Raw genomic sequence first — 25,306 nt, forward strand, 5'->3', positions numbered from 1 at the left:
CCGGGACGGACGTCGGGGTCAAGGGTGGCCCGAAGGGCCATCGCCGGAGGCGACGCGACAACGTCGCGCCCTTGACGCCGACGGCCGGCACGGAATGACACTGGGACTGACGGGCAGCCCCCGGGCGCTCCCAGACACCGACCCAGCGGAGCCCCGGCAACCCGACGCCCCGCCCCGCCACCTGATGCCCCGATGCCCCGATGCCCCGATGCCCTGACGCCCGTCGGCCTCACGGTGCCGACCGGCCGCCGTCAGGTGGGGAGGCTGATGCCGGTGATGGTGAGGCCGTCGGGCGGCGTGGTCGCGCCGTCGCCGAGGACCTTCGCGAAGGTGACCTTCAGGTAGCGGGCCTGCGGCTGGGGCCGCTCCCTGGTTTGGATGACACCCGTGAACGATCCGTGGGGCGGAAGACTGCCCGGCCATCGTGTGTAAGAGGTGTCGTCCGACGGGGTGTAGACCTGCCCCTGATCGTCGCCGGCGGTGAAATTGCCGAAGAGAGGCAGGCCCCGCTCCCGCGCGGATCCGTTGACGACCCGTACGTTCAGGCGCAGGGTGCCCTCCGGTGTCTTCGCAACCTCCGTGACCATGAGGGTCAGATCCCCGCCCTCGCCCGACCAGCCGCCCTGGACGGGCGGTGTCGCCACGCCACCCCCTCTGGACGGCGGCGGACTGGAAGGGCCATGCGTCCCGGCGGAGGTGGCGATCGTCGGTGCGGGGACGGAGGACCCGCCCTTGTCCCCGTCACCGGAGAGGCCGAGCACGATGGTGAGCAGGGCCGCGATGCTCCCGATCCCGGTCCATTCAGCACGGCCCAGAAATCCGAACGGTGAGCGACGTCGGGGCGGCGGCTCGGGTTCGGCATGGTCGGGAGGCTGCATCGGTCACAGCGTGGCGGGCCCCGGACGCGGAGTCGACCACGTTGCGCCGTGGGCGGCGTGTCGCCGCACACGCGCCGCCGCCCACCGGTGCCTGCCCTAGATGCCCGGCGCGGGCGCCGTACGCCGCAGGATCCGGAGCGAGTCGGTCACCGAGATCTCCTCGAAGCAGCCGGAGGCGAGGGCGCGGAGGTAGATGCGGTACGGGGCCTGGCCGCCGTCCTCGGGGTTCGGGAACACGTCGTGGATGGCGAGGACGCCGCCCTCGGCCACGTGCGGTGCCCAGCCTTCGTAGTCGCCCGTCGCGTGCTCGTCCGTGTGGCCGCCGTCGATGAAGACGAAGCCGAGCGGGCCGCCCCAGGTCGCCGCGACCTGCGGGGACCGGCCGACGATCGCGATCACGTGGTCCTCAAGCCCCGCCCGGTGCAGGGTCCGGCGGAAGGCCGGCAGGGTGTCCATCAGACCGATCTCCGGGTCCACGACCGTGGGGTCGTGGTACTCCCAGCCCGGCTGCTGCTCCTCGCTGCCCCGGTGGTGGTCCACGGTGATGGCGGCGACGCCCGCCTCGCGGGCGGCGTCGGCGAGCAGGATGGTCGAACGCCCGCAGTACGTGCCGACCTCCAGCAGTGGCAGTCCGAGCTGCGCGGCCTCGGCCGCCGCCTCGTACAGCGCGAGGCCCTCGCGTACGGGCATGAACCCCTTGGCCGCTTCGAAGGCGGCGAGGATCTCCGGCTTGGGGGCGGCGGCCATGGTGCCTCCGGGGTGGTGGTGCGGGCGGATGGGTGCGCCCCATGCTGCACTACCGGCCGGTAGTGGGCCATGGGCGGGGTCACTTCCCGTCGCACTCGAACCAGACGGTCTTCCCGCCGGGCCGCCGGTCCGTTCCCCACCGGTCGGTGACCGCCGATACGAGCAGGAGTCCCCGCCCGCCCTCGGCGAGCGGATCGGCGTCGTCCGAAGTGCGCGCAAGGCGCGCCGGGCGCGGATCCTGGTCGCTGACCTCGACGCGGACACCGTCCGGCGAACGCAGGATGAGCACGGCGCAGTGCCGGCCGCCGACGTGCAGGACGACGTTCGCGATCAGCTCGGTGAGGGCGAGCTCGGCGGCGTCGGCCAGCTCGGGGAGCTCCCACAGATCGAGGAAGGAGCGCAGGACGCGGCGCATGTGCCGGGCCGAGTGCTCACTGACGGTGAAGTCCATCCGGTAGCCGTCGCCAAGTCCCGGGATGAGGGGTTCGGTTGCGTGATTCACATCACCAGCGTGGAGCGATCTGGTTACGCTCGGCTACGGACCGAAATCAACGCTGCAGGGCGTGTGCTTGGGGGTGACCGTCCCATGGCCAACATCCGCGACCTCGATCCGAGTGCCTCCGCACTGGACTACTACGGTTCGGAGCTGCGTCGGCTGAGAGAGGACGCCGGGCTGAAGCAAGGCCAGTTGGGTGTGGCCGTCTTCTGCACGGCCTCGCTGATCGGGCAGATCGAGACGGCGAAGAAGGTGCCGACGAGAGATTTCTCGGAGCGGGTGGACGCGGCGCTGGGGACGGGGGGCCTCTTCTCCCGTCTGGTGGGGCTGGTGTTGAGGAGCCAGTTGCCCACGTGGTTCCAGGCCTACGCGGAGATGGAGGCCAAGGCGACGTTCATCTCCACCTACCAAGCGCAGGCGGTGTATGGCCTGTTGCAGACCGAGGCGTACGCACGGGCTGTACTGGAACGCAGCCTGCCGGACTGTCTTGAGGATCTGGTGGCCGCCCGGATGGAACGTCAGCGGATACTGAGCAGAGAGCGTCCGCCCATGACCTGGGTGGTGCTGGACGAGGCCGTTCTGCATCGACCCGTTGGTGGGCGTGATGTCATGCGGAACCAACTCATCCGGCTGTTGGGTTTCCGCGACCAGCGGTGGGTGCGGATCCAGGTTCTTCCCTTCGCTGCTGGTCAACATGCCAGCCTGAACGGCTCGTTCAACACGTTGAGGTTCGATGGCGATCCGGACCTGGTTTACACGGAGGACCTCATCTCCGGCCACATGACGGCCAACCCCGACACAGTCAGGGAAGCCGCACTTCGTTACGCTCACTTGCAGGCCGCTGCTCTCTCGGTGGAGGACTCGGCGGTGTTGATCACGCGCGTAATGGAGGAGTGTTATGGGCACCAGCCGGGAACTGAATCGCGCGCAGTGGCGTAAGTCCTCGTACAGCGCCGATGGTGACTGCGTCGAGATCGCCCCCCACCCCCACCGCGTAGCCGTCCGGGACTCCAAGACCCCCAACGGCCCCGTCTTCACCGTCACCCCCCACGCCTTCGCCGCCTTCGTCCGCAGTCTCTGACCCGGACGGCCGGTTGACGCTCGGCGGCGGATGACGATTCCGCCAACCCGCTGCGCAGCCTCCCCTGCCGGGGGTTGGATGATCTCTCGGCGCGCCCCAAGCGCGTTCGGCTTCGCTTCGGGGGAGGGGCAGCAACGATGGAGCTACTGGGGCCGGACGATCCTGCCCGCGTAGGGCAGTTCCGGATTCTCGCCGTCCTAGGCCAGGGCGGTATGGGCCGGGTGCTGCTCGGAGCCGCTCCGGACGGGCGGCTGGTCGCGGTCAAGCAGGTCCACGCCCGCTTCGCCCACGACGACGGGTTCCGGGCCCGCTTCCGCCGCGAGGTCACCGCCTCGCGCAAGGTGTCCGGCGCGTACACGGCGGCCGTGATCGGGGCCGATGCCGACGCACCCTCGCCGTGGCTGGCCTCGGTGTTCGTCGCCGGGCCGTCGCTGGGCGCAGCCGTCGGGAAGGTCGGGGCGCTGTCCGAAGGGCTCGTACGGCGGCTCGCGGCCGGACTGGCCACGGCGCTGGCGGAGGTGCACCAGGCCGGCCTGATCCACCGGGACCTCAAGCCCGACAACGTCCTGCTCGCCGAGGACGGCGTACGGGTCATCGACTTCGGCATCGCGCGGGTGGCCGAGGGCGAGGGCAGCACCGGACTCACGCGGACCGGCTGGGTGATCGGTTCGCCCGCCTTCATGTCGCCGGAACAGGCCGAGAGCAGGGAACTCACGTCGGCCAGTGACGTGTTCTCGCTGGGCTCCGTCCTGGTCATGGCCGCCACCGGCCGGAGTCCCTTCGCGGGGGCGTCGACCCTCCAGACCCTCTACGACGTGGTGCACGCGGAACCGGACCTGAGCGAGGTGCCGGAGGGCCTCAGGCCGGTCGTCGCCCGGTGCCTGGCCAAGGACCCGGCCGTCAGGCCGACACCGGCGGAGCTGCTCGAGCTGCTGGGGCCGGTCGCCCCGATGGGCCGGCAGTGGCCGTCCGCCGTGTCCGGGATGATCGCCGCCCAGCGGGCCGACATCGATCGCCTGCTCGGCGCCGCAGCCCCGGAACCTCCGCCGGGCCCCGCAGGCGAGCCCGGCGCGCCGGCCGTGCCGGTGCCTGCGCCCGTCCCCGTGCCCGCGCCCGTCCCCGTGCCTGCGCCCGTCCCGGTGCCTGGGCCCGGGTCCGCTTCTGTGTCCGGGTCTGCGCATGTTCCCGCGGCCGGGCGGGTGGTCGAGGCCAAGCCCGCCTCCACGGCCGGAGCCCTGCCCGTGCCCGGTATCGCCGCCGGGTCGCGGGCCGCGGGCCGGGCGGAAGCGCGTGAAGGGGTCCGGACCGCCGTGGACTCGCCGACGGAGGCGAGCGCTGCCGCGGTGACCGGGGCGGACGGTGCGGCGGCGGGCGTGGCGCCGCGGGTCCCCGTACGGCGGCGGGCGGTGCTGGCGGCGGTCGGGGTGCTGGTGGTCGCCGGAGCCGTGATCGGAGTGAACGCGCTCTGGCCGGACGGGGACGAGCCGACGTCGCCCAGGGCCGTCGACGGGTCCGGGAAGCCGTCCGGGTCGGGGAAGCCGTCGGGGTCGGGGACGGCGAGCGGTACGCCCTCGTCGGGCGGGACCGCGCGCCCGGACGGGGACCTGGGCGGGACCTCCAAGTACTGGAGGGTGCCCTCCTGCGGGGAGATGGCCGGCAGTCTTCCCCCGGGCCGGAGCACGGAGGAGGACGACCACGAAGAGAACCCCGCCGAGGCGCGCACCGGCTGCACCTGGTACGCCGGGGACGCCGTGACCAGGTGGGTCAGTTGGAAACTGAAGCGCACGGGCGGCGGGACCGGAGCCACTTCAGCCACCGAGGCCCAGCGGCAGGCGTTCGCCGTGGAGGCCCGGGAGGAGCGGCGGGTGACCGGCCTCGGCTTCGGCGACGAGGCGTTCTGGGGATATACCGAAGCGGCCGGCTCCTGTCGCCTCGTCGTCCGCGACGGGAACCTGCGCGTGAACGTGACCCTGGGCGGGCAGGGCCGCCCCACCGTCGAGAGCTGCGAGAACGAGGCGAAAGGCATGGCCCGGTCCGCGCTGGACGCCGTACCGCACTGACCGGCCCGGGCCCGGTCAGTCCCACCGGCCCCGACCCCGGCCCCGACCCCGGCCCCGACCCCGGCCCCGGCCCCGGCTCCGGCCCTTGCACTGCCCGCCCCGCCCCGGCCGGGTCAGCCCGGTGCCCTGCTTCGTCCGGCCCAGCTTTACCCCAGCTCGGCTGGTCCGGCCGCAGTCTCCGACCCAGACGGATGGTTGACGCGCGGTGGCGGATGACGATTCCGCCAACCTGCTGCGCAGCCTCCCCCGCCGGGGGTTGGATGGGCCCTCGGCGCGCCCGAAAGGGGTGGCCAGCCGGTTTCCGGTGATCCGCTCGGCCTCGGGGAAAGGGCAAGCACGATGGAGCTACTGGGACCGGACGACCCCGTGCGCGTAGGGCCGTTCCGGATCCTCGGCATGCTCGGGCAGGGCGGTATGGGCCGGGTGCTGCTCGGAGCCGCTCCGGACGGGCGGCTGGTCGCGGTCAAGCAGGTCCACGCCCGCTTCGCTCACGACGACGGGTTCCGGGCCCGGTTCCGCCGCGAGGTCACGGCCTCACGCAAGGTGTCCGGCGCGTACACGGCCGCCGTGATGGAGGCCGATGCGGGCGCGCCGGCACCGTGGCTGGCCTCGGTGTTCGTGGCCGGGCCGTCGCTGGGTGCCGCCGTGAAGACCGTCGGGGTGCTGCCCGAAGGGCTCGTACGCCGTCTCGCGGCAGGACTGGCCACGGCGCTGGCGGAGATCCACCGGGCCGGGCTGATCCACCGGGACCTCAAGCCCGACAACGTCCTGCTCGCCGAGGACGGAGTACGCGTGATCGACTTCGGTATCGCGCGGGTGGTCGACGGCGAGGGCAGCACGGGGCTCACCCGGACCGGCTGGGTGATCGGTTCGCCCGCCTTCATGTCGCCGGAGCAGGCAGAGAGCAGGGAGCTGACTTCGGCCAGCGATGTGTTCTCGCTCGGGTCGGTACTGGCGATGGCCGCCACCGGGCGGAGCCCGTTCGCGTCGACGTCCACCCTCCAGACCCTCTACGACGTGGTGCACGCGGAGCCGGACCTGAGCGAGGTGCCGCCGGGGCTGCGACCGGTCATCGCCCGGTGCCTGGCCAAGGACCCGGAGCTCAGGCCGAAGCCGCCGGAGCTGCTCGAACTCCTCGGACCGGTCGCCCCGGTGGGCCGGCAGTGGCCGTCCGCCGTGTACGGGATGATCGCCGCACAGCGGGAGGCCATCGACCACCTGCTGGGCAGTGATCAGGGCCATACCGCCGTGGCAGAGCCGAAGCCCGAGCCGACCCCGGAACCCGAGCCGAAGCCCGAGCCGGCCCCGGAACCCGGGCCGAAGCCAGAGCCGACCCCGGAACCTGAGCCGAAGCCAGAGCCGACTCCGACCCCCGAGCCGACTCCGACCCCCAAGCCGACCCCGACCCCCAAGCCCCAGGCAGAGCCCCTGCCGGCGCCGGTGGCGGTTCCCGCCCCCGCGCCCCCACACGCGCCCCCGCCCCACGTGCCCGCGTCCCCCGCGCCGCGGGATGAGCCGGCCACCGGGGCTGAGGTGAAGACCGGTCCGCCCGCCCCGCCACGTCTGCTCCCGCCGGGGCGGCCTGCCGAGCGAGTGCCCCCGCAGCGAGGTCTGCGCCGGATCGGGCGGCGGACCAGGATCCTGCTGATCGCCGGGGTTCTCGCCGCGACGGGGATCGGACTGGGGGCGTACGCCGCCCTGGACCGGGACCCGGACCCCCACACGTACAGCGACGTCCCCGAGTGTCCGCAACTGGCCAACGGGCTGCCGCTGGCAGGGCGGGAGTCGAAGGACGACGTCCACAACGAGCTTCCCGGCTTCGTGCAGACGAAGTGCAGCTGGTACCGGAACGAGCCCCTGCCCAAGCCTGCCGCCCTGGTCCAGTGGGACGTGACAGGTGGTGACGGTGCGGTGCGCAACGCCGCGGCCCAGCTGGAGAACACGCGCGCGACCAGGGGCTGGACGAAGGCGGTCGGCCTCGGCTTCGGCGACGAGGGGTTCTGGACCGAGTTCGAGGGAGAGCTGAGCTGCGCGCTCGTCGTCCGCGAGAGCAACCTGGCGGTCTGGGTGCGCCTGCCTTCCGGGTCGGAGTGCCAACAGAAAGCCCAGAAGGTGGCGAGGGCCGCAATCGAGGCCGTGCCCCGCTGAGGTGCGGGACGGAGGCTCACGAGCCGTACCGGGGCCGGTCCGGCGCGGCCGGGAAAGGGATCGATGCCTGTCGGCCCCTGTTGGCCGGTAGCCCGCCACGGCCGAATTCGGGGAGTCACGTCGACTGCCGTCGCGAGGTGTGCCGGGGCCGTCCGGGCGGGTCCAAGAACCCGCGTATCTGACCTTCCGTCAGATTGAAACGTGTTCTACTCTGCCGCGCATGGGCATCGGAATCACGCAAGAGCACCGGGAGTTGGCCGGGGCCGTGCGCGGGTGGGTCGCGCGGGCCGTGCCGCCCGAGGACGTGCGGAAGCTGCTCGACGGGCCGCCGCAGGCCGGCGGGCTGACCGGCGGCCGGCCTCCCTGGTGGGACGGGCTCGCCGCGCAGGGGCTGCTCGCCCCGCACCTGGAGGGCGGGACCCTGCTCGACCTGGCCGTCGTCGTCGAGGAAGCGGCACGCGGGGCGCTGCCCGGGCCGTTCCTGCCCAGTGCGCTCGCCTCCGCGCTGCTGCACCGGGCCGGAGCCGGCGAGCTCGCCGCGGCCCTCGCCGACGGCAGCCGCATCGGGGCCGTCGCACTCGGGCCCGGCAGCATGACGGCCGTCGCGGTGGAGGGCGGCGGGCACCTGCTGGACGGGGTCGCGCCCCCGGTGCTCGGCGCCGGCGAGGCCGATCTCGTGCTCCTCGCCGCCGAGGCCGCGCACGGCACCCTCTGGTTCGCCGTGGACGCGGCCACGCTGGACGTCCGTACGCACGACAGCGCCGACCCCACCCGGCCGACCGCCGAGGTGCGGGCGCTCGGGGCTGCCGTGCCCGCCGGGCGGCTGCTGCGGCTGGACAGCGCGGCCGTACGGGACCTGGCCTGCGCCCTGTTCGCCGCCGACGCCTGCGGTACGGCGGCCTGGGCGCTGCAGACCGCCGCCTCCTACGCCAAGGTGCGCGAGCAGTTCGGACGGCCCATCGGGCAGTTCCAGGGCATCAAGCACCTGTGCGCGGACATGCTGGTCCGGGTCGAGCAGGCCCGTGCCGTCACCTGGGACGCCGTGACGGCCGCCGGAGCGAAGGGCGTCGCCGACGACGTCCGGTCGCTGGTCGCGGCCCTCGCCGCCGGGACCGCGCTGGACGCCGCGTGGTCCTGCGCCAAGGACTGCATCCAGATCCTCGGCGGCATCGGGTTCACCTGGGAGCACGACGCGCACATCCACCTCCGCCGGGCCCTGACCGCCCGCCAGCTGCTCGGGGCCGGCGACGGCCACCGGGTGCGCGCCGTCCGGCTGGCGGCTGCCGGCGCCCGGCGCGAGCTGCGGCTGGAGCTGCCCGAGGAGGCCGAGGCGTACCGGGTCCGGGCGCGCGAGGCCATCGGGGACGCGCGCGGCCTCGGCCCGGCCGCCGCACGGCGGGTGCTGGCACCCACCGGCTACGCGGCGCCGTACCTGCCGCCGCCCTACGGGCTGGGGGCGGGGCCCGTCGAGCAGCTCGTCGTCCAGCAGGAGCTGGCGGCCGCCGGGGTGAGGCTCGCCGAGCTCGGCATCGCCACCTGGGTGGTGCCCTCGCTGCTCGCCTACGGCACCCCGGAGCAGCGGGAGCGCTACGTCCTGCCCACCCTGCGCGGGGAGATCACCTGGTGCCAGCTGTTCTCCGAGCCGGGGGCCGGCTCGGACCTGGCCTCGCTGCGGACCCGGGCCGAACGCACCCCGGAGGGCGGCTGGCTGGTCAACGGGCAGAAGGTGTGGACGAGTTCCGCGCACACCGCCGACTTCGGCATCCTGCTCGCCCGTACCGACCCGGCCGCCCCCAAGCACAAGGGCCTCGGCTACTTCCTCGTCGACATGAAGAACACGCCCGGCATCGACGTCCGGCCGCTGAAGGAGATCACCGGCGAGGCGCTGTTCAACGAGGTGTACTTCGACGACGTGCCGCTCCCGGCGGAGGCGCTGGTGGGCGAACCGGACGGGGGCTGGAAGGTGGCCCGCAACACCCTCGGCAACGAGCGGGTCCACATGGCCGACCAGATGGCCTTCGACACCGGACTGGAAGCGCTGATCGCGCGCTCCGCCGAACTGGACGGGGCCCACCGGGCCCGGATCGGCGCGCTGGCCGCCGAGGCGCACGCGCTGGCCTGCATCGGGCTGCGCACCACCCTGCAGCAGGTGTCCGGGCTGGAGCCGGGCGCGGGCGCCTCCGTGCGGAAGCTCGTGCAGACCCCGCACCAGCAGCGGACGGCCGAACTCGCGCTGGAGCTGCTCGGGCCGGCCGGGGCGGTGTGCGAGGGCCCGGGGGAGCGGGCGGTGCACGGGGTGCTGATGTCGCGCTGCCTGACCATCGCCGGCGGGACCACGCAGGTGCAGCTGAACGTCGTGGCCGAGCGGATCCTCGGCCTGCCCAGGGACTAGGTGACGAGGAGTTGTCGGGCATGAAGTCGTACATCGTGGGCGTCGGCATGACGAAGTTCGAGAAGCCGGAGTCGCGGGACTGGCAGTACTGGGACATGGCGAAGGAGGCCGGCACGGCCGCGCTCGCCGACGCGGGCATCGGGTACGGGCTGGTGGAGCAGGTCGTGGCCGGGTACTGCTTCCAGGCGTCCACCGCCGGGCAGCGGGCCGCGTACGAGCTGGGGCTGACCGGCGTGCCGGTCTACAACCTCAACAACAACTGCGCGACCGGGTCGACGGCGCTGATGACGGCCCGGCAGTTCGTCCAGGGCGGGATCAGCGACTGCGTGCTGGCGCTCGGCTTCGAGAAGATGAAGAAGGGGGCGCTGGGCGGCGGGGCCGACGGGGGTGACTTCAAGACCTCGCCGGTGGCACGGCACTACGGGATCATGGCGGCCGGCCACGGCTTCGAGATGTCCCCGCCCACCGCGCAGATCTTCGGGAACGCCGCCCGCGAGCACATGGACCGCTACGGGACGACGGCCGCGCAGCTGGCGGCGGTCGGCGCGAAGAACCACCGGCACAGCGCGGAGAACCCGAACGCGCAGTTCCGGGACGTGTACACGGTGGACGAGATCCTCGCGGCGAAGGAGATCCACCGGCCGCTGACCAAGCTCCAGTGCTCGCCGACCTCGGACGGCGCGGCCGCGGCGCTGGTGGTCTCGGAGCGGTTCGTCGTCGAGCACGGGCTGCACGACGAGGCCGTGGAGATCGTCGCCCAGGCGATGACAACGGACACGGCCGAATCCTTCGCCTCCGGCTCGTGCATCGACGTGGTCGGCAAGCCGATGACGGCGGCGGCCGCGCGGCAGGTGTACGAGCGGTCCGGGCTCGGCATCGAGGACGTGGACGTGATCGAGCTCCACGACTGCTTCTCCGTCAACGAGCTGCTGACGTACGAGGCGCTCGGCATGTGCGAGGACGGCGCCTCGGGGAAGCTCGTGGAGTCGGGGGCGACGACGTACGGCGGGCGCTGGGTGGTCAACCCCTCGGGCGGGCTGATCTCGAAAGGTCACCCGCTGGGCGCGACCGGGCTGGCGCAGGCGGCCGAACTGGTCTGGCAGCTGCGCGGTACGGCGGGCCCCCGCCAGGTCGACGGCGCCCGGGTGGGCCTGGCCCACAACATCGGCCTGGGCGGCGCGGCCGTGGTGACGCTGCTGCGGCGCTGACGGAAGGGCCTGTTACGCCGGCCGTCAGACGTCCAGCACGGGGTCGATGACCGTCTCGCCGGTGGAGGCGGCGCGGAGGGCTGCCGCGAGGTCCTCGACCGGGCCGTCGCGGAGGACCACGCCGGCCGCGCCGGCGGCGAGCGCGGCCTCCGGCAGCCCGGGGCGGGCCCGGCCGGTCAGGACCAGGGCGCGGCACTCCGGGTCCTCCGCCGCGAGGGCCTCGACCGCGGCGACCGAGTCGACCAGGGCCACCTGGGGGCGCTGGACCGGCGAGGGGACCACCTCGATGTCGGGCTGGAGGCCGAGCAGTACGGCGAGGGCCGGGTCGGGCGGGAGCAGCAGGACCCGCAGGGACTTGGCGGGGCGGGGGTCCCGGGGCATTTCGTCCACCCGCTCAGGGTAGGTCAGGAGCGTTCCCGGTGCCCGATCTGACGCGATGTCAGGAGTCTTCACAAGTGCCGGGGCGTGCGTTATACATTCCCTCACCGGAGCGGATAGAACGCGTTCTAGGAATGCGGCGAAGCCGATCCGGTCCGCATACGACCCCGGTGCGGCCGACGGTGCGGACGGCCGCACCGGGGTCTTCCAAAGGAACAAGGAGCAGCATCCTCATGCCGATCGATGCCGCCAGGGCCCTTGCCGCCGAACCTCGCCGCAGCGAGATCGAGTGGGACCACAAGGACATCCAGCTCTACCACCTCGGGCTGGGGGCCGGCCGTCCCGCGACCGACCCCGACGAGCTGCGCTACACGCTCGAGTCCAAGCTGCACGTGCTGCCGAGCTTCGCGACCGTGGCCGGCGCCGGAATGGCCATGCTGGGCGGGCTCGGCGCGCCGGGGATCGAGGTCAACCTCGCCGCCGTGCTGCACGGCGGGCACTCCATCGAGCTGCACCGCCCGATCCCGGTCAAGGGGCGGGCCACCTCCGCCTCCAAGGTCGCCGCCGTCTACGACAAGGGCAAGGCGGCTGTCATCGTGCTCCGCTCCGAGGTCGCCGACTCCGACGGCCCGCTGTGGACCTCCGACGCGCAGATCTTCGTCCGCGGCGAGGGCGGGTTCGGCGGGGAGCGCGGACCCTCCGAGCGGATGGAGCTGCCCGAGCGGGCGCCCGACCGGACCGAGGAGCGGCTGATCCGCGAGGAGCAGGCCCTGCTCTACCGGCTCTCCGGCGACTGGAACCCGCTGCACGCCGACCCGGAGTTCGCCAAGACGGCGGGCTTCGACCGGCCGATCCTGCACGGCCTGTGCTCCTACGGCATGACCCTCAAGGCCGTGGTGGACACCGCCCTGGGCGGGGACGTGTCCCGGGTCACGGCGTACCGGACGCGGTTCGCCGGGATCGTGTTCCCCGGCGAGACGCTGCGGATCCGGATGTGGCAGGAGCCCGGCCGCGTCCAGGTGTCGGTGACCGCCGCCGACCGGGACGACGCGCCGGTCCTCGCCGACACCGTCGTCGAGCACGCATAACGAAGCCGACGAGGCGGCAGCCAGGCCGTCCGGCAAAGAACTGAGCAAGGGATCCCGCACGACCGACCGACCCTAGGAGCCGCACCGTGCGCGCAGCACTGCAGAGCGAGATCGGCCAGGACAAGCTCGAAGTCGTCGAGGACATGGAGGCCGTGGGCTTCGGCCCCGGCAAGGTGAGGATCCGGATCAAGGCGACCGGGCTGTGCCACTCCGACCTGTCCGCGATGAACGGCGTGCTGCCGCAGCCGGCGCCCTTCGTCCCCGGACACGAGGGCGCCGGAGTGATCACCGACGTGGGCGACGGGGTGACCAGCCACAAGCAGGGCGACCGTGTCCTGGTCTGCTGGCTGCCGCCGTGCGGCCACTGTCCCGCCTGCAAGCGCGGCCAGGGCCACCTCTGCCTGGAGAGCTTCGGCAACGTGGCCACCCCCAACTTCCGGCGCGGCACCGGGGACATCTTCGGCTTCGCGGGCACCGGAACCTTCTCCGAAGAGGTCGTGGTCCCCGCCGGGTGCGCCATACCGATCCCCGACGACCTGCCCTTCGACATCGCCGCGCTGATCGGCTGCGGCGTCACCACGGGTCTCGGCGCGGCCATCAACACGGCGAAGGTGGAAGCCGGTTCCTCGGTCGCCGTCATCGGCTGCGGCGGCGTCGGCATCTCCGTCATCCAGGGCGCCAAGGTGCAGGGCGCCGCGCAGGTCGTCGCCGTCGACCCGGTGGAGTCGCGGCGTGCGGCCGCGCTGCGGTTCGGTGCCACCGAGGCGGTGGCCCCCGAGGCGTTCGACGACGCGAAGAACCGCATCACCGGCGGCGAGGGCTTCGACTACGTCTTCGAGGTGGTCGGCAAGTCCGCCACCGCGCAGACCGCGTACCAGATGACCCGGCGCGGCGGCTCGGTCGTCGTGGTCGGCGCGGGCGCGCTCGACGACAACTTCCAGATCAACATGTTCTCGCTGTTCTTCGACGAGAAGCGGATCCTGCCGTCCATGTACGGCGGCGGGGACGTGCTCCGTTCCTACGAGCGGACCATCGCGCTGTGGCGGGCGGGCCGGATCGACCTGGCGGGCCTGATCACCCACCGGGTGCAGCTCGCCGAGATCAACGACGCCCTGGACCAGATGCGGACCGGCACGGCCCTGCGCACCTGCATAGAAATCTGACCCGAACGTCCGATCGCACGCACGCCTCACGGGAGGAACCGGCTCCATGGCACTGCCACTCGAAGGACTCTCCGCCGTCGTGACGGGAGCCGGGCGCGGGCTCGGCCGGGCCGAGGCGGTCGAACTCGCCCGGCTCGGCGCGAGCGTGGTCGTCAACGACTACGGCCAACCCGGCCGGGACGGCTCCGGGGAGGCCTCGGCCGCACCGGCCGAGGAGGTCGTCGCGGAGATCAGGGCGGCGGGCGGCCAGGCCGTGGCGCACCTCGGGGACGTGGCCGACTTCGATCAGGCGCGGGAGCTCGTCGAGCTGGCAGTGAGCAGCTTCGGCAAGCTCGACATCCTGGTCAACAACGCGGGCATCCTGCGGGACCGGATGGTCTTCTCGATGTCGGAGGAGGAGTGGGACTCGGTGATCCGGGTCCACCTCAAGGGTCACTTCAACACCACGCATTTCGCGTCGGTGCACTGGCGGGAGCGGTCCAAGGCGGTGGGCGGCCCGGTCTACGGCCGGATCATCAACACCTCCTCGGAGGCGTTCCTCGGCGGATCGGCCGGGCAGCCGAACTACGCGGCGGCCAAGGGCGGGATCGTGGGCCTCACCACCTCCACCGCGCTGGCCCTGGCGAAGTACGGGGTGACGGCGAACGCGATCTGCCCGCGGGCCCGCACCCGGATGACCGAGGACGTCTTCGCGGGCTTCCAGGTCCCCGAGGAGGGCAAGCTGGACGCGCTGGCGCCCGAGCACGTCTCCCCGCTGGTCGGCTACCTCGCCTCGCCGGCCGCGGCCAGGGCCAACGGGCAGCTGTTCGTGGTGCACGGCGGGATCGTGGTCGTGATGGAACGCCCGCGGGTGGCGGCGAAGTTCGACACCACCAAGGAGTCCTTCTCCTTCGAGGAGCTCGACGGGGTGCTCACCCCGCACTACGAGTCCCGCCCGGCGGGGGAGACCTTCGCCGCGGTGGAGGTCCTGGGGCTCAAACACGGCTGACGCTGACACGCGTGGGGGTCCGGTCACGGGCCCCCACGGCACCTTCCTACGCCGTCGCGGCGAGCGGGGCCTGCTGGAGGGGGACCGGTTTCGGGGCCGCCGGGGGCGGGGCGATCCGGACCGGGCGGGGCGCGGCCTGCGGCATGCCGAGCGAGGCGACCCCGCACGGCACGGCCGGGGTGGAGTACGGGAGCCGGAGCCGGCCTTCGCGGGTCCACAGGCCGCCGCCGAGCCAGCCCGCCGGGGTGCCGAGCCGGAAGACCTGCCGGTCGGCGGGCCGCCAAAGGGCCAGGGTCTCACCCGTGCCGCCGAAGCCGGCTCCCGCGAGGCAGGTGCCCCCGAGGCCCGTGCCCCCGAACCCGTCGCCGCCTGTGCCGGCCTCAGCAGTCGCAGCAGTCGCCGCGGCCGCCGGAGCCGCGAGGCGCAGCGCGACCGCGCAGCTCTCCGGCATCAGCGCCTGCCCCGGCTGCACCGCGAACGGCACCGCCGTCGCCCCCACGGCCCGCAGGCACTCAGGGAAGCGGACCGGCAGGGCGCTGCCCAGCACGCCCCAGCCCAGCCGCTGTTCTCCGGGCGCGTCCGAGCGGATCAGCAGCAGCCCGCTGTCGGGGTCCGCCAGCAGCAGCCGGTCGTCGCTGGTGTCGGCGATCTGCAGCAGCGGCGACACCTCCCCGTCGCGCCCCAGGTCCACGGCGACCGCCTTGACCCGGCCGCCCTGCTCCCGGTCCAGGGCCAGCAGCCGGCCCGTCCGGTCCAGCCAGACGCCGCCGGAGCAGCGGCCCCGGATCCGCGCGACCGGCTCCGGGACGCCGCTCCCGCCCGCCACCCGCCACACCACGGTCGAGGTGCCCTCCACGGCCAGCGCGTACGCGGTGCACCCGTCCGGCGACGGCGGCAGCAGGCGCAGCTGCAGGCCCGCGGTGGCCTCCACCGTGCCGAGTGCCAGTTCGCCGGTGCCCGGGCCGGTGGGATAGAGGAGGGCGAACGCGTGGCGGTCGGCGACCCGGCGGTGGATCAGTACCCGCCCGTCGGCCAGCGGCAGCACCTCGCTGTCGGCTTCCTCGGGCTGCTCCAGCGGCAGCGGCACCGCGTAGGGCTCCGGTCCGCCCAGGGTCCAGCGCTCGGGATAGCGGGCGTCGCCGGTCCCGGCCAGCCGGGCGGCGTAGGAACCGTCCGCGGCGATCGTGAACGACGCGATCCCCGGGCTCCCCGGACTTCCCGGACTCCCGGGGTTCCCCGGGCCCGCGGGCACCGGCTCCGCGGCGGGGTCCGGTCCGGCAGCGGGCCGTGGGGCAGTAGCTTCGGCACAGGCAGTCATCCGTGCGTCACCTCCGGTGAGGAAGCTAGTTTTCGCACTTCCTGCCGAACAACACGACCACTTCCGCTTCACACATAAGGGTGGCGGCCCGGCGGTTCCCCTGTGCGGGGCAGGGCGATTGTGCTGGGGAGATGCACGGGTGCCCGACGGGGCGGGCCGGACCGCTCCCGCCGGCCCCGTCCCCCCGGGCGGGTCACGGCCGCCGGCGTGATCGCCGGGCGGCCGGGCGGGCGCGGCGGACGGTAGCCTTGGCCCGTGCCTCGTCTCTCTGAAGTCATCGCCGCGCTCGACTCCCTCTGGCCTCCCGCCCGGGCCGAGCAGTGGGACGCCGTCGGAACCGTCTGCGGCGACCCGGACGCCGAGGTCTCCCGGGTCCTGTTCGCCGTCGACCCGGTCCAGGAGATCGCCGACGAGGCGGTGAAGCTGGGCGCCGACCTGATCGTCACCCACCACCCCCTCTATCTGCGCGGCACCACCACGGTCTCGGCCGGCACCTTCAAGGGCCGCGTCGTGCACACCCTGATCAAGAACGACATCGCGCTGCACGTCGCGCACACCAACGCGGACACCGCCGACCCCGGCGTCTCCGACGCCCTGGCCGGCGCCCTGGACCTGCGTGTCACCGGCCCCCTGGTGCCCGACCCGACCGACCCCTCGGGCCGCCGCGGCCTGGGCCGGATCTGCGAGCTGGACCACCCCGAGACCCTGCGCGAGTTCGCCGCCCGCGCCGCCGCCCGGCTGCCGCGCACCGCGCAGGGCATCCGCGTGGCCGGCGACCCGGACGCGCGGGTCCACACCGTCGCCGTCAGCGGCGGCTCCGGCGACAGCCTCTTCGACCAGGTGCGGGCCGCGGGCGTGGACGTCTTCCTCACCGCCGACCTGCGCCACCACCCGGTGTCCGAGGCCCGCGAGCAGAGCCCGCTCGCCCTCGTCGACGCCGCCCACTGGGCCACCGAGTGGCCCTGGTGCGAGCAGGCCGCGGCCCAGCTCGACGCGATCTCCGAGCGCCACGGCTGGGGTCTGCGTACCCACGTGTCGCGCACGGTCACCGACCCCTGGACGGTGCACGCGCCGTCCGCCACCACACCCTCTATCTCTGGAGCCCCCAACTGAACGCCGAGCCCGCCGACCAGATCCGACTTCTCGACGTCCAGGCCCTGGACACCCGGCTGTCGCAGCTCGCCCACAAGCGCAAGTCGCTGCCCGAGCACGCCGAGCTCGACTCCCTGACCAAGGACCTCACCCAGCAGCGCGACCTGCTCGTCGCCGCGCAGACCGAGGAGAGCGACACCGCCCGCGAGCAGACCAAGGCGGAGCAGGACGTCGACCAGGTCCGCCAGCGCGCCGCCCGCGACCAGCAGCGTCTGGACTCCGGCGCGGTCACCTCGCCCAAGGACCTGGAGAACCTGCAGCGCGAGATCGTCTCGCTCGCCAAGCGCCAGGGCGACCTGGAGGACGTGGTCCTGGAGGTCATGGAGCGCCGCGAGTCCGCGCAGGAGCGGGTCGCCGAACTGACCGACCGGGTCGCCGCGCTGCAGGCGAAGACGGACGACGCGACGGCCCGCCGGAACGCGGCGACCGACGCGATCGACGCCGAGGTGGCCTCGGTCTCCAAGGACCGCGAGATCGTCGTCGGCTCCATCCCGGCCGACCTGATCGCCCTGTACGAGAAGATCCGCGCGAAGCAGGCCGGGATCGGCGCGGCGAAGCTGTACCAGAAGCGCTGCCTGGGCTGCCAGATCGAGCTGGACCTCTCCGAGATCAACGAGGTGAAGTCCGCGCCCGCCAACAAGGTCGTGCGCCACGAGAACTGCGGCCGCATCCTGGTCCGTACGGCCGACTCGGGCATCTGATGCGGCTGATCGTCGAAGCGGACGGCGGATCCCGGGGCAACCCGGGGCCCGCCGGCTACGGCGCGGTGGTCCTCGACGCGGCCACCGGTGAAGCACTGGCCGAACGCGCCGAGTTCATCGGCGTGGCCACCAACAACGTGGCGGAGTACAAGGGCCTGATCGCGGGTCTGACGGCGGCTCGCGAGCTGTCGCCGGAGGCGCAGGTCACCGTCCGGATGGACTCCAAGCTGGTGGTCGAGCAGATGTCCGGCCGCTGGAAGATCAAGCACCCGGACATGAAGCCTCTGGCCGCCGCGGCGGCCCGGATCCTGTCCCCGGCCCAGGTCTCCTACGAGTGGATCCCGCGCGAGCGGAACAAGCACGCGGACCGGCTGGCCAACGAGGCGATGGACGCGGGCAAGCGGGGCGAACAGTGGTCCCCCTCGGCGTCCGCCGCCGCCCTGGACCGCGGTGCGGCCCGGGCGCTGGCCAGCCCTCCGCCCGCGGGCCCTCCCGGCGACCAGGCCGCCGGCGCGGCCGCGGCGCGGGCGGCACTGGCCGGTGCGAAGTCCGCCGCGAGCGGCGGATCCCTCGCGGAGGTGGAGGCGTCCGACGCCCTGTTCGGCCGTGGCCGGGCCGGCGGTGCCCTCGCGGGGCCCGAGGCCGGTACGGCGGGCGCCCGAGGCGGCGCCATCCAGGCACCGACCGCGCAGACCGCGCAGGCCGTGCCGACCGGGCAGACGGTGCCGACCGCGCAGAGCGAGCCGACCGCGGCGGCCGCACCGGCGGCCGGATGGGCCGCGCCCGACCTCGGGGCACCCGCCACCTTCGTGCTGCTGCGGCACGGCGAGACCGCCCTCACCCCCGAGAAGCGCTTCTCGGGCACTGGCGGCACCGACCCCGAACTGTCCCCGGCCGGGCGCCGCCAGGCAGCGGCCGTCGCCGCGGCCCTCGCCGCGCGCGGCACCATCCAGGCCGTGGTCAGTTCCCCGCTGCGCCGCTGCCGGGAGACCGCGCAGGCCGTCGCCGACCGGCTCGGGCTGCCCGTGACCGTCGAACAGGACCTGCGCGAGACCGACTTCGGCGCCTGGGAGGGCCTGACCTTCGCCGAAGTCAAGGACCGCTTCCCGGACGACCTGCAGGCCTGGCTGGACTCCCCGAAGGCCGCCCCCACCGGCGGCGGCGAAAGCTTCGCCCACGTCGCCCGCCGGGTCTCGGCCGCCCGCGACCGGCTGCTGGCCGCCTACGCCGGCCGGACCGTCCTGCTGGTCACCCACGTGACCCCGGTCAAGACCCTGGTGCGGCTCGCGCTCGGCGCCCCGCCGGAGGCCCTGTTCAAGATGGAGCTCTCCGCGGCCTCGCTGTCGGCGGTGGCGTACTACGCCGACGGCAACGCCTCGGTGCGCCTGCTGAACGACACCTCCCACCTGCGGTAGCCGGCGGCCGTCACCGGTCCGGGGCCCGCACGCACAGGGTGCGTGCGGGCCCCGGACCGGACGGCGGTGATTACCTCAGCGGTAATCGCTGTGCACCGGGGCTCCCGTCTACGTTCGGCACGGCGTCCCGCACGGGGCTTGGACGAGCCGACGAGGAGTTGACATGTCCGCTGATCGAGGGCGTCGGCCCGGAGTACGACCCGCGGGAGCGGGCGGCGAAGCTGCGGGCGGAGAACCACCCCGGACCGGGATGAACCACGGTCGGCCGGGGCGGAAGCAGAACGACACAGGCTGTACGCCGGGTTCTGTCACCCGGTGACCTCGCGGTCGCCGGGGAGACGGCCATCCATCTAGGACCGGTGTTGCCACCGGCCTCGTGCGGTCTACCCGCGGACTCGGGCGGGCAGCCCTCGATCGTCCGCGCAGAGCCGTCCGGGGACGACTCCTCTTGACCTTGCTCCGGGTGGGGTTTACCTAGCCGCCTGGGTCACCCCAGGCGCTGGTGGTCTCTTACACCACCGTTTCACCCTTACCGGGGGCCGAAGCCCCCGGCGGTCTGTTTTCTGTGGCACTGTCCCGCGGGTCACCCCGGGTGGGCGTTACCCACCACCCTGCCCTGTGGAGCCCGGACGTTCCTCGGCGGGGCCGGAGCCCCGACGCGGCCGTCCGCCTGTGTCGTTCTGCGAATGACCATGCTACCGGCCGCGGCGGCACCACCCTGACCGGCCCCGCCACACGTCCGCTTGACCTTGCCGCAGCGTCAGGGTTTCTACTGGCCCCATGCGGATCGGAGAGATCGCCGCGGTCGTCGGGGTCACCACCCGGGCGATCCGGCACTACCACCACGTCGGGCTGCTCCCGGAACCGGAGCGGCTGGCCAACGGCTACCGCGCCTACACGGTGCGGGACGCCGTGCTGCTGGCCCGCGTACGCCGGCTCACCGAGCTCGGACTGAGCCTGGACGAGGTACGGGACGTGCTCGCCGACGACGCGGGCCGCGACCTGGCCGACGTCCTCACCGAGCTCGACGCGGACCTCGCCCGGCAGGAGGCGGAGATCCGGGTCCGCCGGGAACGGCTCGCGGCGCTGCTCGCCGCACCGCCGGCCGGTTCCGGGGAACTCGCGTCGGGCGGGCCGGTCTCGCCCGCGCTCGCCGCGCTGCTGGCGCAGGCGCCGGAGACCGGGTCGGCGGCGGCCCGCAAGGACCGGGAGCACCTGGAGCTGCTCGACGCGACGGGCGGCGGCGAGGCGCTGTACGCGGCGCTGGGACCGCTGGCCGGGGACCCCGCCGTACTGGCCCTGTACGAGCGGCTCGACGAGCTGCACGGTGCCGCGGCCGACGACCCACGGATCCCGGCACTGGCCGGGGAACTGGTGGCGGCGGTGCCGGACGAGGTGTTCGCGGCGATCCCGGCCGGCGGCGGCCCGGTGGTCCCGGGCTTCAAGGAGGCCCTGCTGGCCGAGTACGAACCCGCGCAGGCCGAGGTGGTCCGCCGGGTGATGGAGGCGTTCATGGAGAGGGGACGGGGATGAACAGGACCGTGCGTGCGGCGCGGGCCGCCGCTGCCGCGGTGATACCCGCGGAGCTGCTGCTGGTGCTGTGCGCCGCCTCCGGGGTGCGGATCCCGCAGGGGGCGGTGCTCACCGCAGAGGTACTGGTGCTGTGCGTGCTCGGGCTGGAGGCGTGGGTGCTGCGCGGCCTCTACGCCGCCGAGCGCGCCGGGGGCGCCGGGCGCGGCGCGGCCCTGCGGGAGGCGGCACGGACCGTGGTGCCCGTGCGGGTGCGCCGGCTGCTGGTGCACGAGCTGCGGGCCGCGCATTCGCTGGGGCTGTGGACCGCCCGGCGCCGGCACGGGGTGGGGGCCGGGGACCACGCCGCCCCGTACACCTCCCCGCAGACGGCGATGATGTACGCCTTCGTCTTCGTGTCGGTGGTCGAAACGGTCGCCCTGTCCGTGCTGATCCCCTGGCCGGCCGTGCACCGGGTGGTGCTGGTCATCGACGTGTACGGGGTGCTGCTGATGCTCGCGCTGCACGCGGCCTGCGTGACCCGGCCGCACGTCGTGTCCCCCGACGGGTCGCTGCGCCTCCGCTACGGGGCCCTGTTCGACCTGCGGGTGCCCGCCGACGCGATCACCTCGGTCTGGGTGGACCGGCGCTACCCCGAGGGCCGGCTGCTGCGGCTCGGCGAGGACGGCGTACTGGACCTGATCGTCGGCAGCCAGACGACGGTGACCGTGGAGCTGAACCGGCCGCTCCCGTACGTCCGGCCGCTGGGCGCGCACGGCGAGGCGACCGGACTGCGCTTCCACGCCGACGACCCGGGCGCGCTCGTCGCGGCGGTGCGTGCCGGCCGGGAAGCCGCTACGGCAGGCTGAAGAGGACCTTGTCGTCCTCGGTGTGGCCGGGGGCGGCCCGTTCGAGGGTGGCCCGGACGGTCTGTCCGAGCTTGAGGTCCTCGGTCTTCGCCTCGACCTTGGCCATCACGGCGGGGTCCGTCAGGTGCAGCCTGCCCTCGCGCGGCTTTCCCCGCTCCTTGTCGGTGTCGATGACCGAGGCCTCGAAGACCTCCCCCACCCGGTGCATGAGCACCGCCGCCTCCGCCAGGTCCACTGCGCTCCGGTCCGCCCTGCTCCCCTTGCCGCGCGCCATGTCGCACGGCAGGCCGTACAGGGCGGTGAGCACCCAGTCCGGCGGGGCCTGGCCCGTACTGGCGGCGACGCACAGCTCGCCGGTGTACCGGTCGATCAGGCGCCGCAAGGGAGCCGTGCAGTGCGTGTACGGGGCTGCGATCGCCGCGTGGATCCGGTGTTCCGGGTCCGGGAGGTGGTGGTCGCGGAAGGGCGTGTACTCCGCCTTGAGGAGCATGGCGGTGGCCTCGCTGAGGAAGGCCGCGTGCTTCTGGTTGTTCGGATCGAGGGAGCGGACCAGGTCGGCGTACGAGACGTGGGGCTGCCAGTCGATGGCCAGGAGCTGGGCGATCGCGCGCACGCGCGTGACCACTTTGGGCTCGGCCTCCCGCTGGGTGCGCAGGACGCCCGTGCCGCTGTCCAGCATGATCCGGGCCGCGGCCATCCCGGTCATCAGGGACATTTGCTCGTTCCAGCCCTCCACGGGCAGTGCCGCCCGGTAGCTGAGCCGGAACGCGCCGTCCTCCAGGCTGATCTCCTGGTCCGGGAGATTGACCGAGATGCCGCCTCGCTTGATCTCGACGGCCTCGCGCAGCTTGCCGATCTCGCGCAGCAGGGCGACGGATTCCTCGGCCGTGCCGGCGTCGAGGTCCTGCTGGACGCCCGCGTAGTCCAGCTTGGCCTGGCTGCGGACCAGGGCCCGGCGCACGTCGGACCGTGTGACCTCGCCGTCGGCGTCGAGGTCGTGCCGCCACACCAGGGCGGGGACGGTCCGGTCCGGCAGCAGGCTTGCCGCGCCCTCCGAGATCACGGGCGGGTGCAGGGACACCTTGCCGTCGGGGAAGTACACCGTCTCGACCCGCTCGTGGGCCTCGGCGTCCAGTGCGCCGCCGGGCGTGACGAAGGCGGCCACGTCGGCGATGGCGTAGTGGACGCGGTAGCCGCCGCCGGGCCGCCGTTCCAGGTGCATGGCCTGGTCGAGGTCCTTCGACGTCGGCGGGTCGATCGTGAAGAACGGCAGGTCGGTGGCGTCCTCGTCGGGCAGCCGGGGCGCGCGGACGGCCGCCTCGGCCGCTTCGAGCACGTTCGGGGGGAAGGCCGCGGGAACCCGGAGCTCGACGCGCAGCCTGTGCAGGGCGGTACGCAGGGCGGCCTCGGCCGCGTCGGACATGTGCATGGGGTGACGGGGCATGTCCCGAGCGTAGGCCGGGGGTCCCGGACCGGCGCGGCGAGCGGGGCCGGGCGGGGCCGGGCGGGGTCCGGAGAGGGGACGGGGGCCGTCGCGGGAGGGCCTACGCTGGCATGCCGGGGCCGCACCCCCGCGCTGTGCCCGTACCGAAGGAGAACCACCGTGCTCGTGCTGCTGCCGCCGTCCGAAGGAAAGGCCGCCGGCGGCTCCGGCGCACCCCTGCGTCCCGAGGGGCTCTCCCTGCCGGGGCTGGCGGAGGCGCGGGCGGCCGTCCTGGAGGAGCTCGTCGGGCTGTGCTCGGCGGACGAGCTCAAGGCGCGCGAGGTGCTGGGGCTGAGCGAGGGGCTGCGCGGCGAGGTGGCGAAGAACGCCTCGCTGCGGTCCGCGGCGGCCCGGCCGGCCGGTGAGATCTACACCGGGGTGCTGTACGACGCGCTGGGGCTGGCCGATCTGCCGGCGGATGCCCGGGCGCTGGCCGAGCAGTCGCTGCTGGTGTTCTCCGGGCTGTGGGGTGCGGTGCGGGTGACGGACCTGATCCCGTCGTACCGCTGCTCGATGGGCGTGAAGCTGCCGGGGCTCGGAGCGCTCGGGGCGTACTGGCGCACGCCGATGGCCGAGGTCCTGCCGGCCGCCGCCGGGGACGGGCTGGTGCTGGACCTGCGGTCGGCGGCGTACGGGGCGGCGTGGAAGCCGAAGGGCGAGCCGGCGGGGCGGACGGCGACGGTGCGGGTGCTGCACTCGCAGATGGTCGACGGGGTCGAGAAGCGGTCCGTGGTCAGCCACTTCAACAAGGCGACGAAGGGGCGGCTGGTCCGGGACCTGCTGACCGCGGGCGCGGTGCCCGCGTCCCCGGCCGAACTGGTCACCGCCCTGCGGGACCTGGGCTACACGGTCGAGGCCGAACCCCCGGCGAAGCCGGCGAAGACCTGGTCCCTGGACGTGGTGGTCACCCAGATCCACTGACTGGCCGTTCGCGGCCGTGTGGGCGGGCGGCCGTTCACGCGGCCGTGTGGGTGTCGGCCGTTGCCTCGGCCGTGGTGGGCGGGTCGGCCGCACGCCGCCGCCGTGTGGGCAGGCGTGCCGCAGGGCGGCACGGGTGGGCACACGGCACGACGGCCCGCGCCGGACGCGCAGCGTGCACCCCGGCCCCGACCCCGCTGACGGGGTCGGACCCGGTCCGGGCGGTGCTCCGCTTCCGGGCGGTGCCGGGGCCGGCGGAGCCCCGCCCAGGCCTGGGGGCAGCGGCTGCGGCCGGGCCCGGCCATGGCTTCGGTGGGGCGGGAGCGTTGCCTGCGGGGCGGCGTTCCGGTGTGCCCACCCGTTCCGCCCTGCGGAACGCCTGCCCACACCTCGGCCGAGCCGCGCCCACACCTCGGCCGAGCCGCGCCCGGACTTCGGCCGGGCGCCGCTCGGGCCGGGGCGGGGCCGGGCCCGGAGGGGTCAGTGGCTGAGGGGCCAGGCTGCTGCGGCGACCGGGTCGTGGTCGGTGGCGCCGGCGTAGAGCGCGCAGGCGTCCGTCAGGGTCTCCAGCAGGGTCAGCGGGTCCGGGAGGGTGAGCTCGATGCCCCGCACCCAGCGGACGGACAGCTCACCGGGGAGTGCGGCGGGGGGCAGGAGGACGTAGCTGCCGCGGCAGTGCCAGCGGAGGCCGGGGTGCTCGTCCATCGTCTCGGGGTGGCAGTCCAGTTCGCACGGCCACCATTCGTCCTCGTCCTCGGGGGTGCCGCGGGTGGCCGTGAAGAACAGCATCCGGGCCTGCGCGGCGGGGCCGTCGGCGCCGGACTCGGCGACCGGTCCGACCGCGATGCCGGCGGCCAGCAGGCGGTCCAGCGCGTCGCGGCCGGCCTCCAGGGGGACGTCCAGGACGTCGTGGACCATGCCGGTCGCGGTGATGAAGTTGGCCTGGGGCTGGTTGCGGGCCCAGCGTTCGATCTGCGCGCGGTCCGTCGTCGACTGGGTCTGCCAGGCGAAGGACAGCGGGTGCCGGGCGGGAGTGGGACAGCCGATGCGTTCGCAGGAACACCGGTAGCCGACGGGGTGCGCGGCCGGGGCGATCGGAAGTCCCGCCGCGGCCGCCGCCAGCAGCATCCGCTCGCGCTCGCGTCCGGGGTCTTCGGCGGAGGACTTCTGCCCCCGTCGCAGCCACTGGGAAATCCTGCTCTGCGCACCGCGTTTGAAGCGGCCGGACTCAGACCCCACGGACCCCATGTATCCCCTCACCTCACCGATGCCCGGCAGACCCTCAGGCAGACCCTGACATCGTCCCACCATCCT

The 25,306-nt window shown here is 73.8% G+C and carries 22 protein-coding genes and 1 other RNA gene; 15 read left to right on the top strand and 8 right to left on the bottom strand.

Annotated features, from left to right (window positions below):
* Positions 1-251 precede the first annotated feature (251 nt).
* From ACGFQ9_RS24630 to ACGFQ9_RS24640, 3 genes are all read right to left on the bottom strand, one after another.
* Positions 252-644 (bottom strand): hypothetical protein, encoded by a 393-nt coding sequence (locus ACGFQ9_RS24630; RefSeq protein WP_393576554.1) that lies wholly within the window; start codon positions 642-644, stop codon positions 252-254.
* A gap of 330 nt (positions 645-974) precedes the next feature.
* Positions 975-1,625, bottom strand: coding sequence for a class I SAM-dependent methyltransferase (locus ACGFQ9_RS24635; RefSeq protein ID WP_393576556.1), 651 nt, complete (start codon positions 1,623-1,625; stop codon positions 975-977).
* Between the two features lie 79 nt (positions 1,626-1,704).
* Positions 1,705-2,127, bottom strand: coding sequence for an ATP-binding protein (locus ACGFQ9_RS24640; RefSeq protein WP_393576557.1), 423 nt, complete (start codon positions 2,125-2,127; stop codon positions 1,705-1,707).
* A gap of 84 nt (positions 2,128-2,211) precedes the next feature.
* On the opposite strand from ACGFQ9_RS24640, the gene ACGFQ9_RS24645 reads away from it, so the two are divergent.
* The 6 genes from ACGFQ9_RS24645 (at position 2,212) to ACGFQ9_RS24670 (ending at position 11,010) form a co-directional block, all read left to right on the top strand.
* The gene (locus ACGFQ9_RS24645; RefSeq protein WP_393576559.1) at positions 2,212-3,060 is read left to right on the top strand and encodes a Scr1 family TA system antitoxin-like transcriptional regulator; all 849 of its coding nucleotides are present in this window, start codon (positions 2,212-2,214) and stop codon (positions 3,058-3,060) included.
* Positions 3,020-3,202, top strand: a complete 183-nt coding sequence (locus ACGFQ9_RS24650) for a DUF397 domain-containing protein (protein WP_393576561.1) — start codon at positions 3,020-3,022, stop codon at positions 3,200-3,202. The genes ACGFQ9_RS24645 and ACGFQ9_RS24650 overlap by 41 nt, the downstream gene beginning before the upstream one ends.
* Before the next feature lie 137 nt (positions 3,203-3,339).
* Complete coding sequence (locus ACGFQ9_RS24655) at positions 3,340-5,262, top strand: serine/threonine-protein kinase (RefSeq protein WP_393576562.1); 1,923 nt, start codon at positions 3,340-3,342, stop codon at positions 5,260-5,262.
* Positions 5,263-5,601: 339 nt separating this feature from the next.
* Positions 5,602-7,410 (top strand): serine/threonine-protein kinase, encoded by a 1,809-nt coding sequence (locus ACGFQ9_RS24660; protein ID WP_393576564.1) that lies wholly within the window; start codon positions 5,602-5,604, stop codon positions 7,408-7,410.
* A 220-nt stretch (positions 7,411-7,630) separates the two neighbouring features.
* Positions 7,631-9,802: an acyl-CoA dehydrogenase gene (locus ACGFQ9_RS24665; protein WP_393576565.1), complete on the top strand. Its 2,172-nt coding sequence runs from the start codon at positions 7,631-7,633 to the stop codon at positions 9,800-9,802.
* Between the two features lie 20 nt (positions 9,803-9,822).
* Positions 9,823-11,010: a lipid-transfer protein gene (locus ACGFQ9_RS24670; RefSeq protein WP_393576567.1), complete on the top strand. Its 1,188-nt coding sequence runs from the start codon at positions 9,823-9,825 to the stop codon at positions 11,008-11,010.
* 24 nt (positions 11,011-11,034) lie between these two features.
* Here ACGFQ9_RS24670 and ACGFQ9_RS24675 read toward each other — a convergent pair whose 3' ends face one another.
* Positions 11,035-11,391: a DNA-binding response regulator gene (locus ACGFQ9_RS24675; protein ID WP_393577076.1), complete on the bottom strand. Its 357-nt coding sequence runs from the start codon at positions 11,389-11,391 to the stop codon at positions 11,035-11,037.
* A gap of 230 nt (positions 11,392-11,621) precedes the next feature.
* Here ACGFQ9_RS24675 and ACGFQ9_RS24680 point away from each other — a divergent pair, with 230 nt between their 5' ends.
* The 3 genes from ACGFQ9_RS24680 to ACGFQ9_RS24690 all read left to right on the top strand — a co-directional run bounded on the left by ACGFQ9_RS24680 (position 11,622) and on the right by ACGFQ9_RS24690 (position 14,627).
* Positions 11,622-12,476 (top strand): MaoC/PaaZ C-terminal domain-containing protein, encoded by an 855-nt coding sequence (locus tag ACGFQ9_RS24680; protein ID WP_393576568.1) that lies wholly within the window; start codon positions 11,622-11,624, stop codon positions 12,474-12,476.
* Positions 12,477-12,562: 86 nt separating this feature from the next.
* A complete protein-coding gene (locus ACGFQ9_RS24685; RefSeq protein ID WP_393576570.1) occupies positions 12,563-13,639 on the top strand; it encodes a Zn-dependent alcohol dehydrogenase in 1,077 nt (358 codons plus the stop codon).
* 46 nt (positions 13,640-13,685) lie between these two features.
* Positions 13,686-14,627: a 3-oxoacyl-ACP reductase gene (locus ACGFQ9_RS24690; RefSeq protein ID WP_393576571.1), complete on the top strand. Its 942-nt coding sequence runs from the start codon at positions 13,686-13,688 to the stop codon at positions 14,625-14,627.
* A gap of 46 nt (positions 14,628-14,673) precedes the next feature.
* Here the strand turns inward: ACGFQ9_RS24690 and ACGFQ9_RS24695 are convergent, their stop codons facing one another.
* Complete coding sequence (locus ACGFQ9_RS24695; RefSeq protein WP_393576573.1) at positions 14,674-15,879, bottom strand: hypothetical protein; 1,206 nt, start codon at positions 15,877-15,879, stop codon at positions 14,674-14,676.
* 321 nt (positions 15,880-16,200) lie between these two features.
* Here ACGFQ9_RS24695 and ACGFQ9_RS24700 point away from each other — a divergent pair, with 321 nt between their 5' ends.
* The 3 genes from ACGFQ9_RS24700 to ACGFQ9_RS24710 are packed head-to-tail and all read left to right on the top strand — an operon-like array spanning position 16,201 to position 19,213.
* A complete protein-coding gene (locus ACGFQ9_RS24700) occupies positions 16,201-17,058 on the top strand; it encodes a Nif3-like dinuclear metal center hexameric protein (protein WP_393576575.1) in 858 nt (285 codons plus the stop codon).
* On the top strand, positions 17,055-17,798 hold the full coding sequence (locus tag ACGFQ9_RS24705) for a zinc ribbon domain-containing protein (protein WP_393577078.1): 744 nt from the start codon (positions 17,055-17,057) through the stop codon (positions 17,796-17,798). Before ACGFQ9_RS24700 ends, ACGFQ9_RS24705 begins: the two co-directional genes overlap by 4 nt.
* A complete protein-coding gene (locus tag ACGFQ9_RS24710) occupies positions 17,795-19,213 on the top strand; it encodes a bifunctional RNase H/acid phosphatase (protein WP_393577079.1) in 1,419 nt (472 codons plus the stop codon). The genes ACGFQ9_RS24705 and ACGFQ9_RS24710 overlap by 4 nt, the downstream gene beginning before the upstream one ends.
* 278 nt (positions 19,214-19,491) lie before the next feature.
* Here ACGFQ9_RS24710 and rnpB read toward each other — a convergent pair.
* An RNA gene (rnpB, locus tag ACGFQ9_RS24715) (RNase P RNA component class A) lies at positions 19,492-19,891 on the bottom strand.
* A 102-nt stretch (positions 19,892-19,993) separates the two neighbouring features.
* On the opposite strand from rnpB, the gene ACGFQ9_RS24720 reads away from it, so the two are divergent.
* Both ACGFQ9_RS24720 and ACGFQ9_RS24725 read left to right on the top strand, forming a co-directional pair.
* Complete coding sequence (locus tag ACGFQ9_RS24720; RefSeq protein ID WP_393576577.1) at positions 19,994-20,746, top strand: MerR family transcriptional regulator; 753 nt, start codon at positions 19,994-19,996, stop codon at positions 20,744-20,746.
* The gene (locus ACGFQ9_RS24725) at positions 20,743-21,591 is read left to right on the top strand and encodes a hypothetical protein (protein ID WP_393576578.1); all 849 of its coding nucleotides are present in this window, start codon (positions 20,743-20,745) and stop codon (positions 21,589-21,591) included. Before ACGFQ9_RS24720 ends, ACGFQ9_RS24725 begins: the two co-directional genes overlap by 4 nt.
* On the opposite strand, the gene ACGFQ9_RS24730 is transcribed toward ACGFQ9_RS24725, so the two are convergent.
* Positions 21,578-23,035, bottom strand: coding sequence for a ribonuclease catalytic domain-containing protein (locus ACGFQ9_RS24730; protein ID WP_393576579.1), 1,458 nt, complete (start codon positions 23,033-23,035; stop codon positions 21,578-21,580). The two genes, ACGFQ9_RS24725 and ACGFQ9_RS24730, sit on opposite strands and share 14 nt — an antisense overlap.
* Positions 23,036-23,194: 159 nt before the next feature.
* Here ACGFQ9_RS24730 and yaaA point away from each other — a divergent pair, with 159 nt between their 5' ends.
* Positions 23,195-23,995, top strand: a complete 801-nt coding sequence (gene yaaA / locus ACGFQ9_RS24735; protein ID WP_393576581.1) for a peroxide stress protein YaaA — start codon at positions 23,195-23,197, stop codon at positions 23,993-23,995.
* A gap of 477 nt (positions 23,996-24,472) precedes the next feature.
* On the opposite strand, the gene ACGFQ9_RS24740 is transcribed toward yaaA, so the two are convergent.
* Entirely contained in the window at positions 24,473-25,231 is a 759-nt protein-coding gene (locus ACGFQ9_RS24740; RefSeq protein WP_393576582.1) for a bifunctional DNA primase/polymerase, read from the bottom strand.
* Positions 25,232-25,306: the final 75 nt, after the last annotated feature.

This window comes from Streptomyces sp. NPDC048603, assembly GCF_043199475.1.
Taxonomy (GTDB): domain Bacteria; phylum Actinomycetota; class Actinomycetes; order Streptomycetales; family Streptomycetaceae; genus Streptomyces.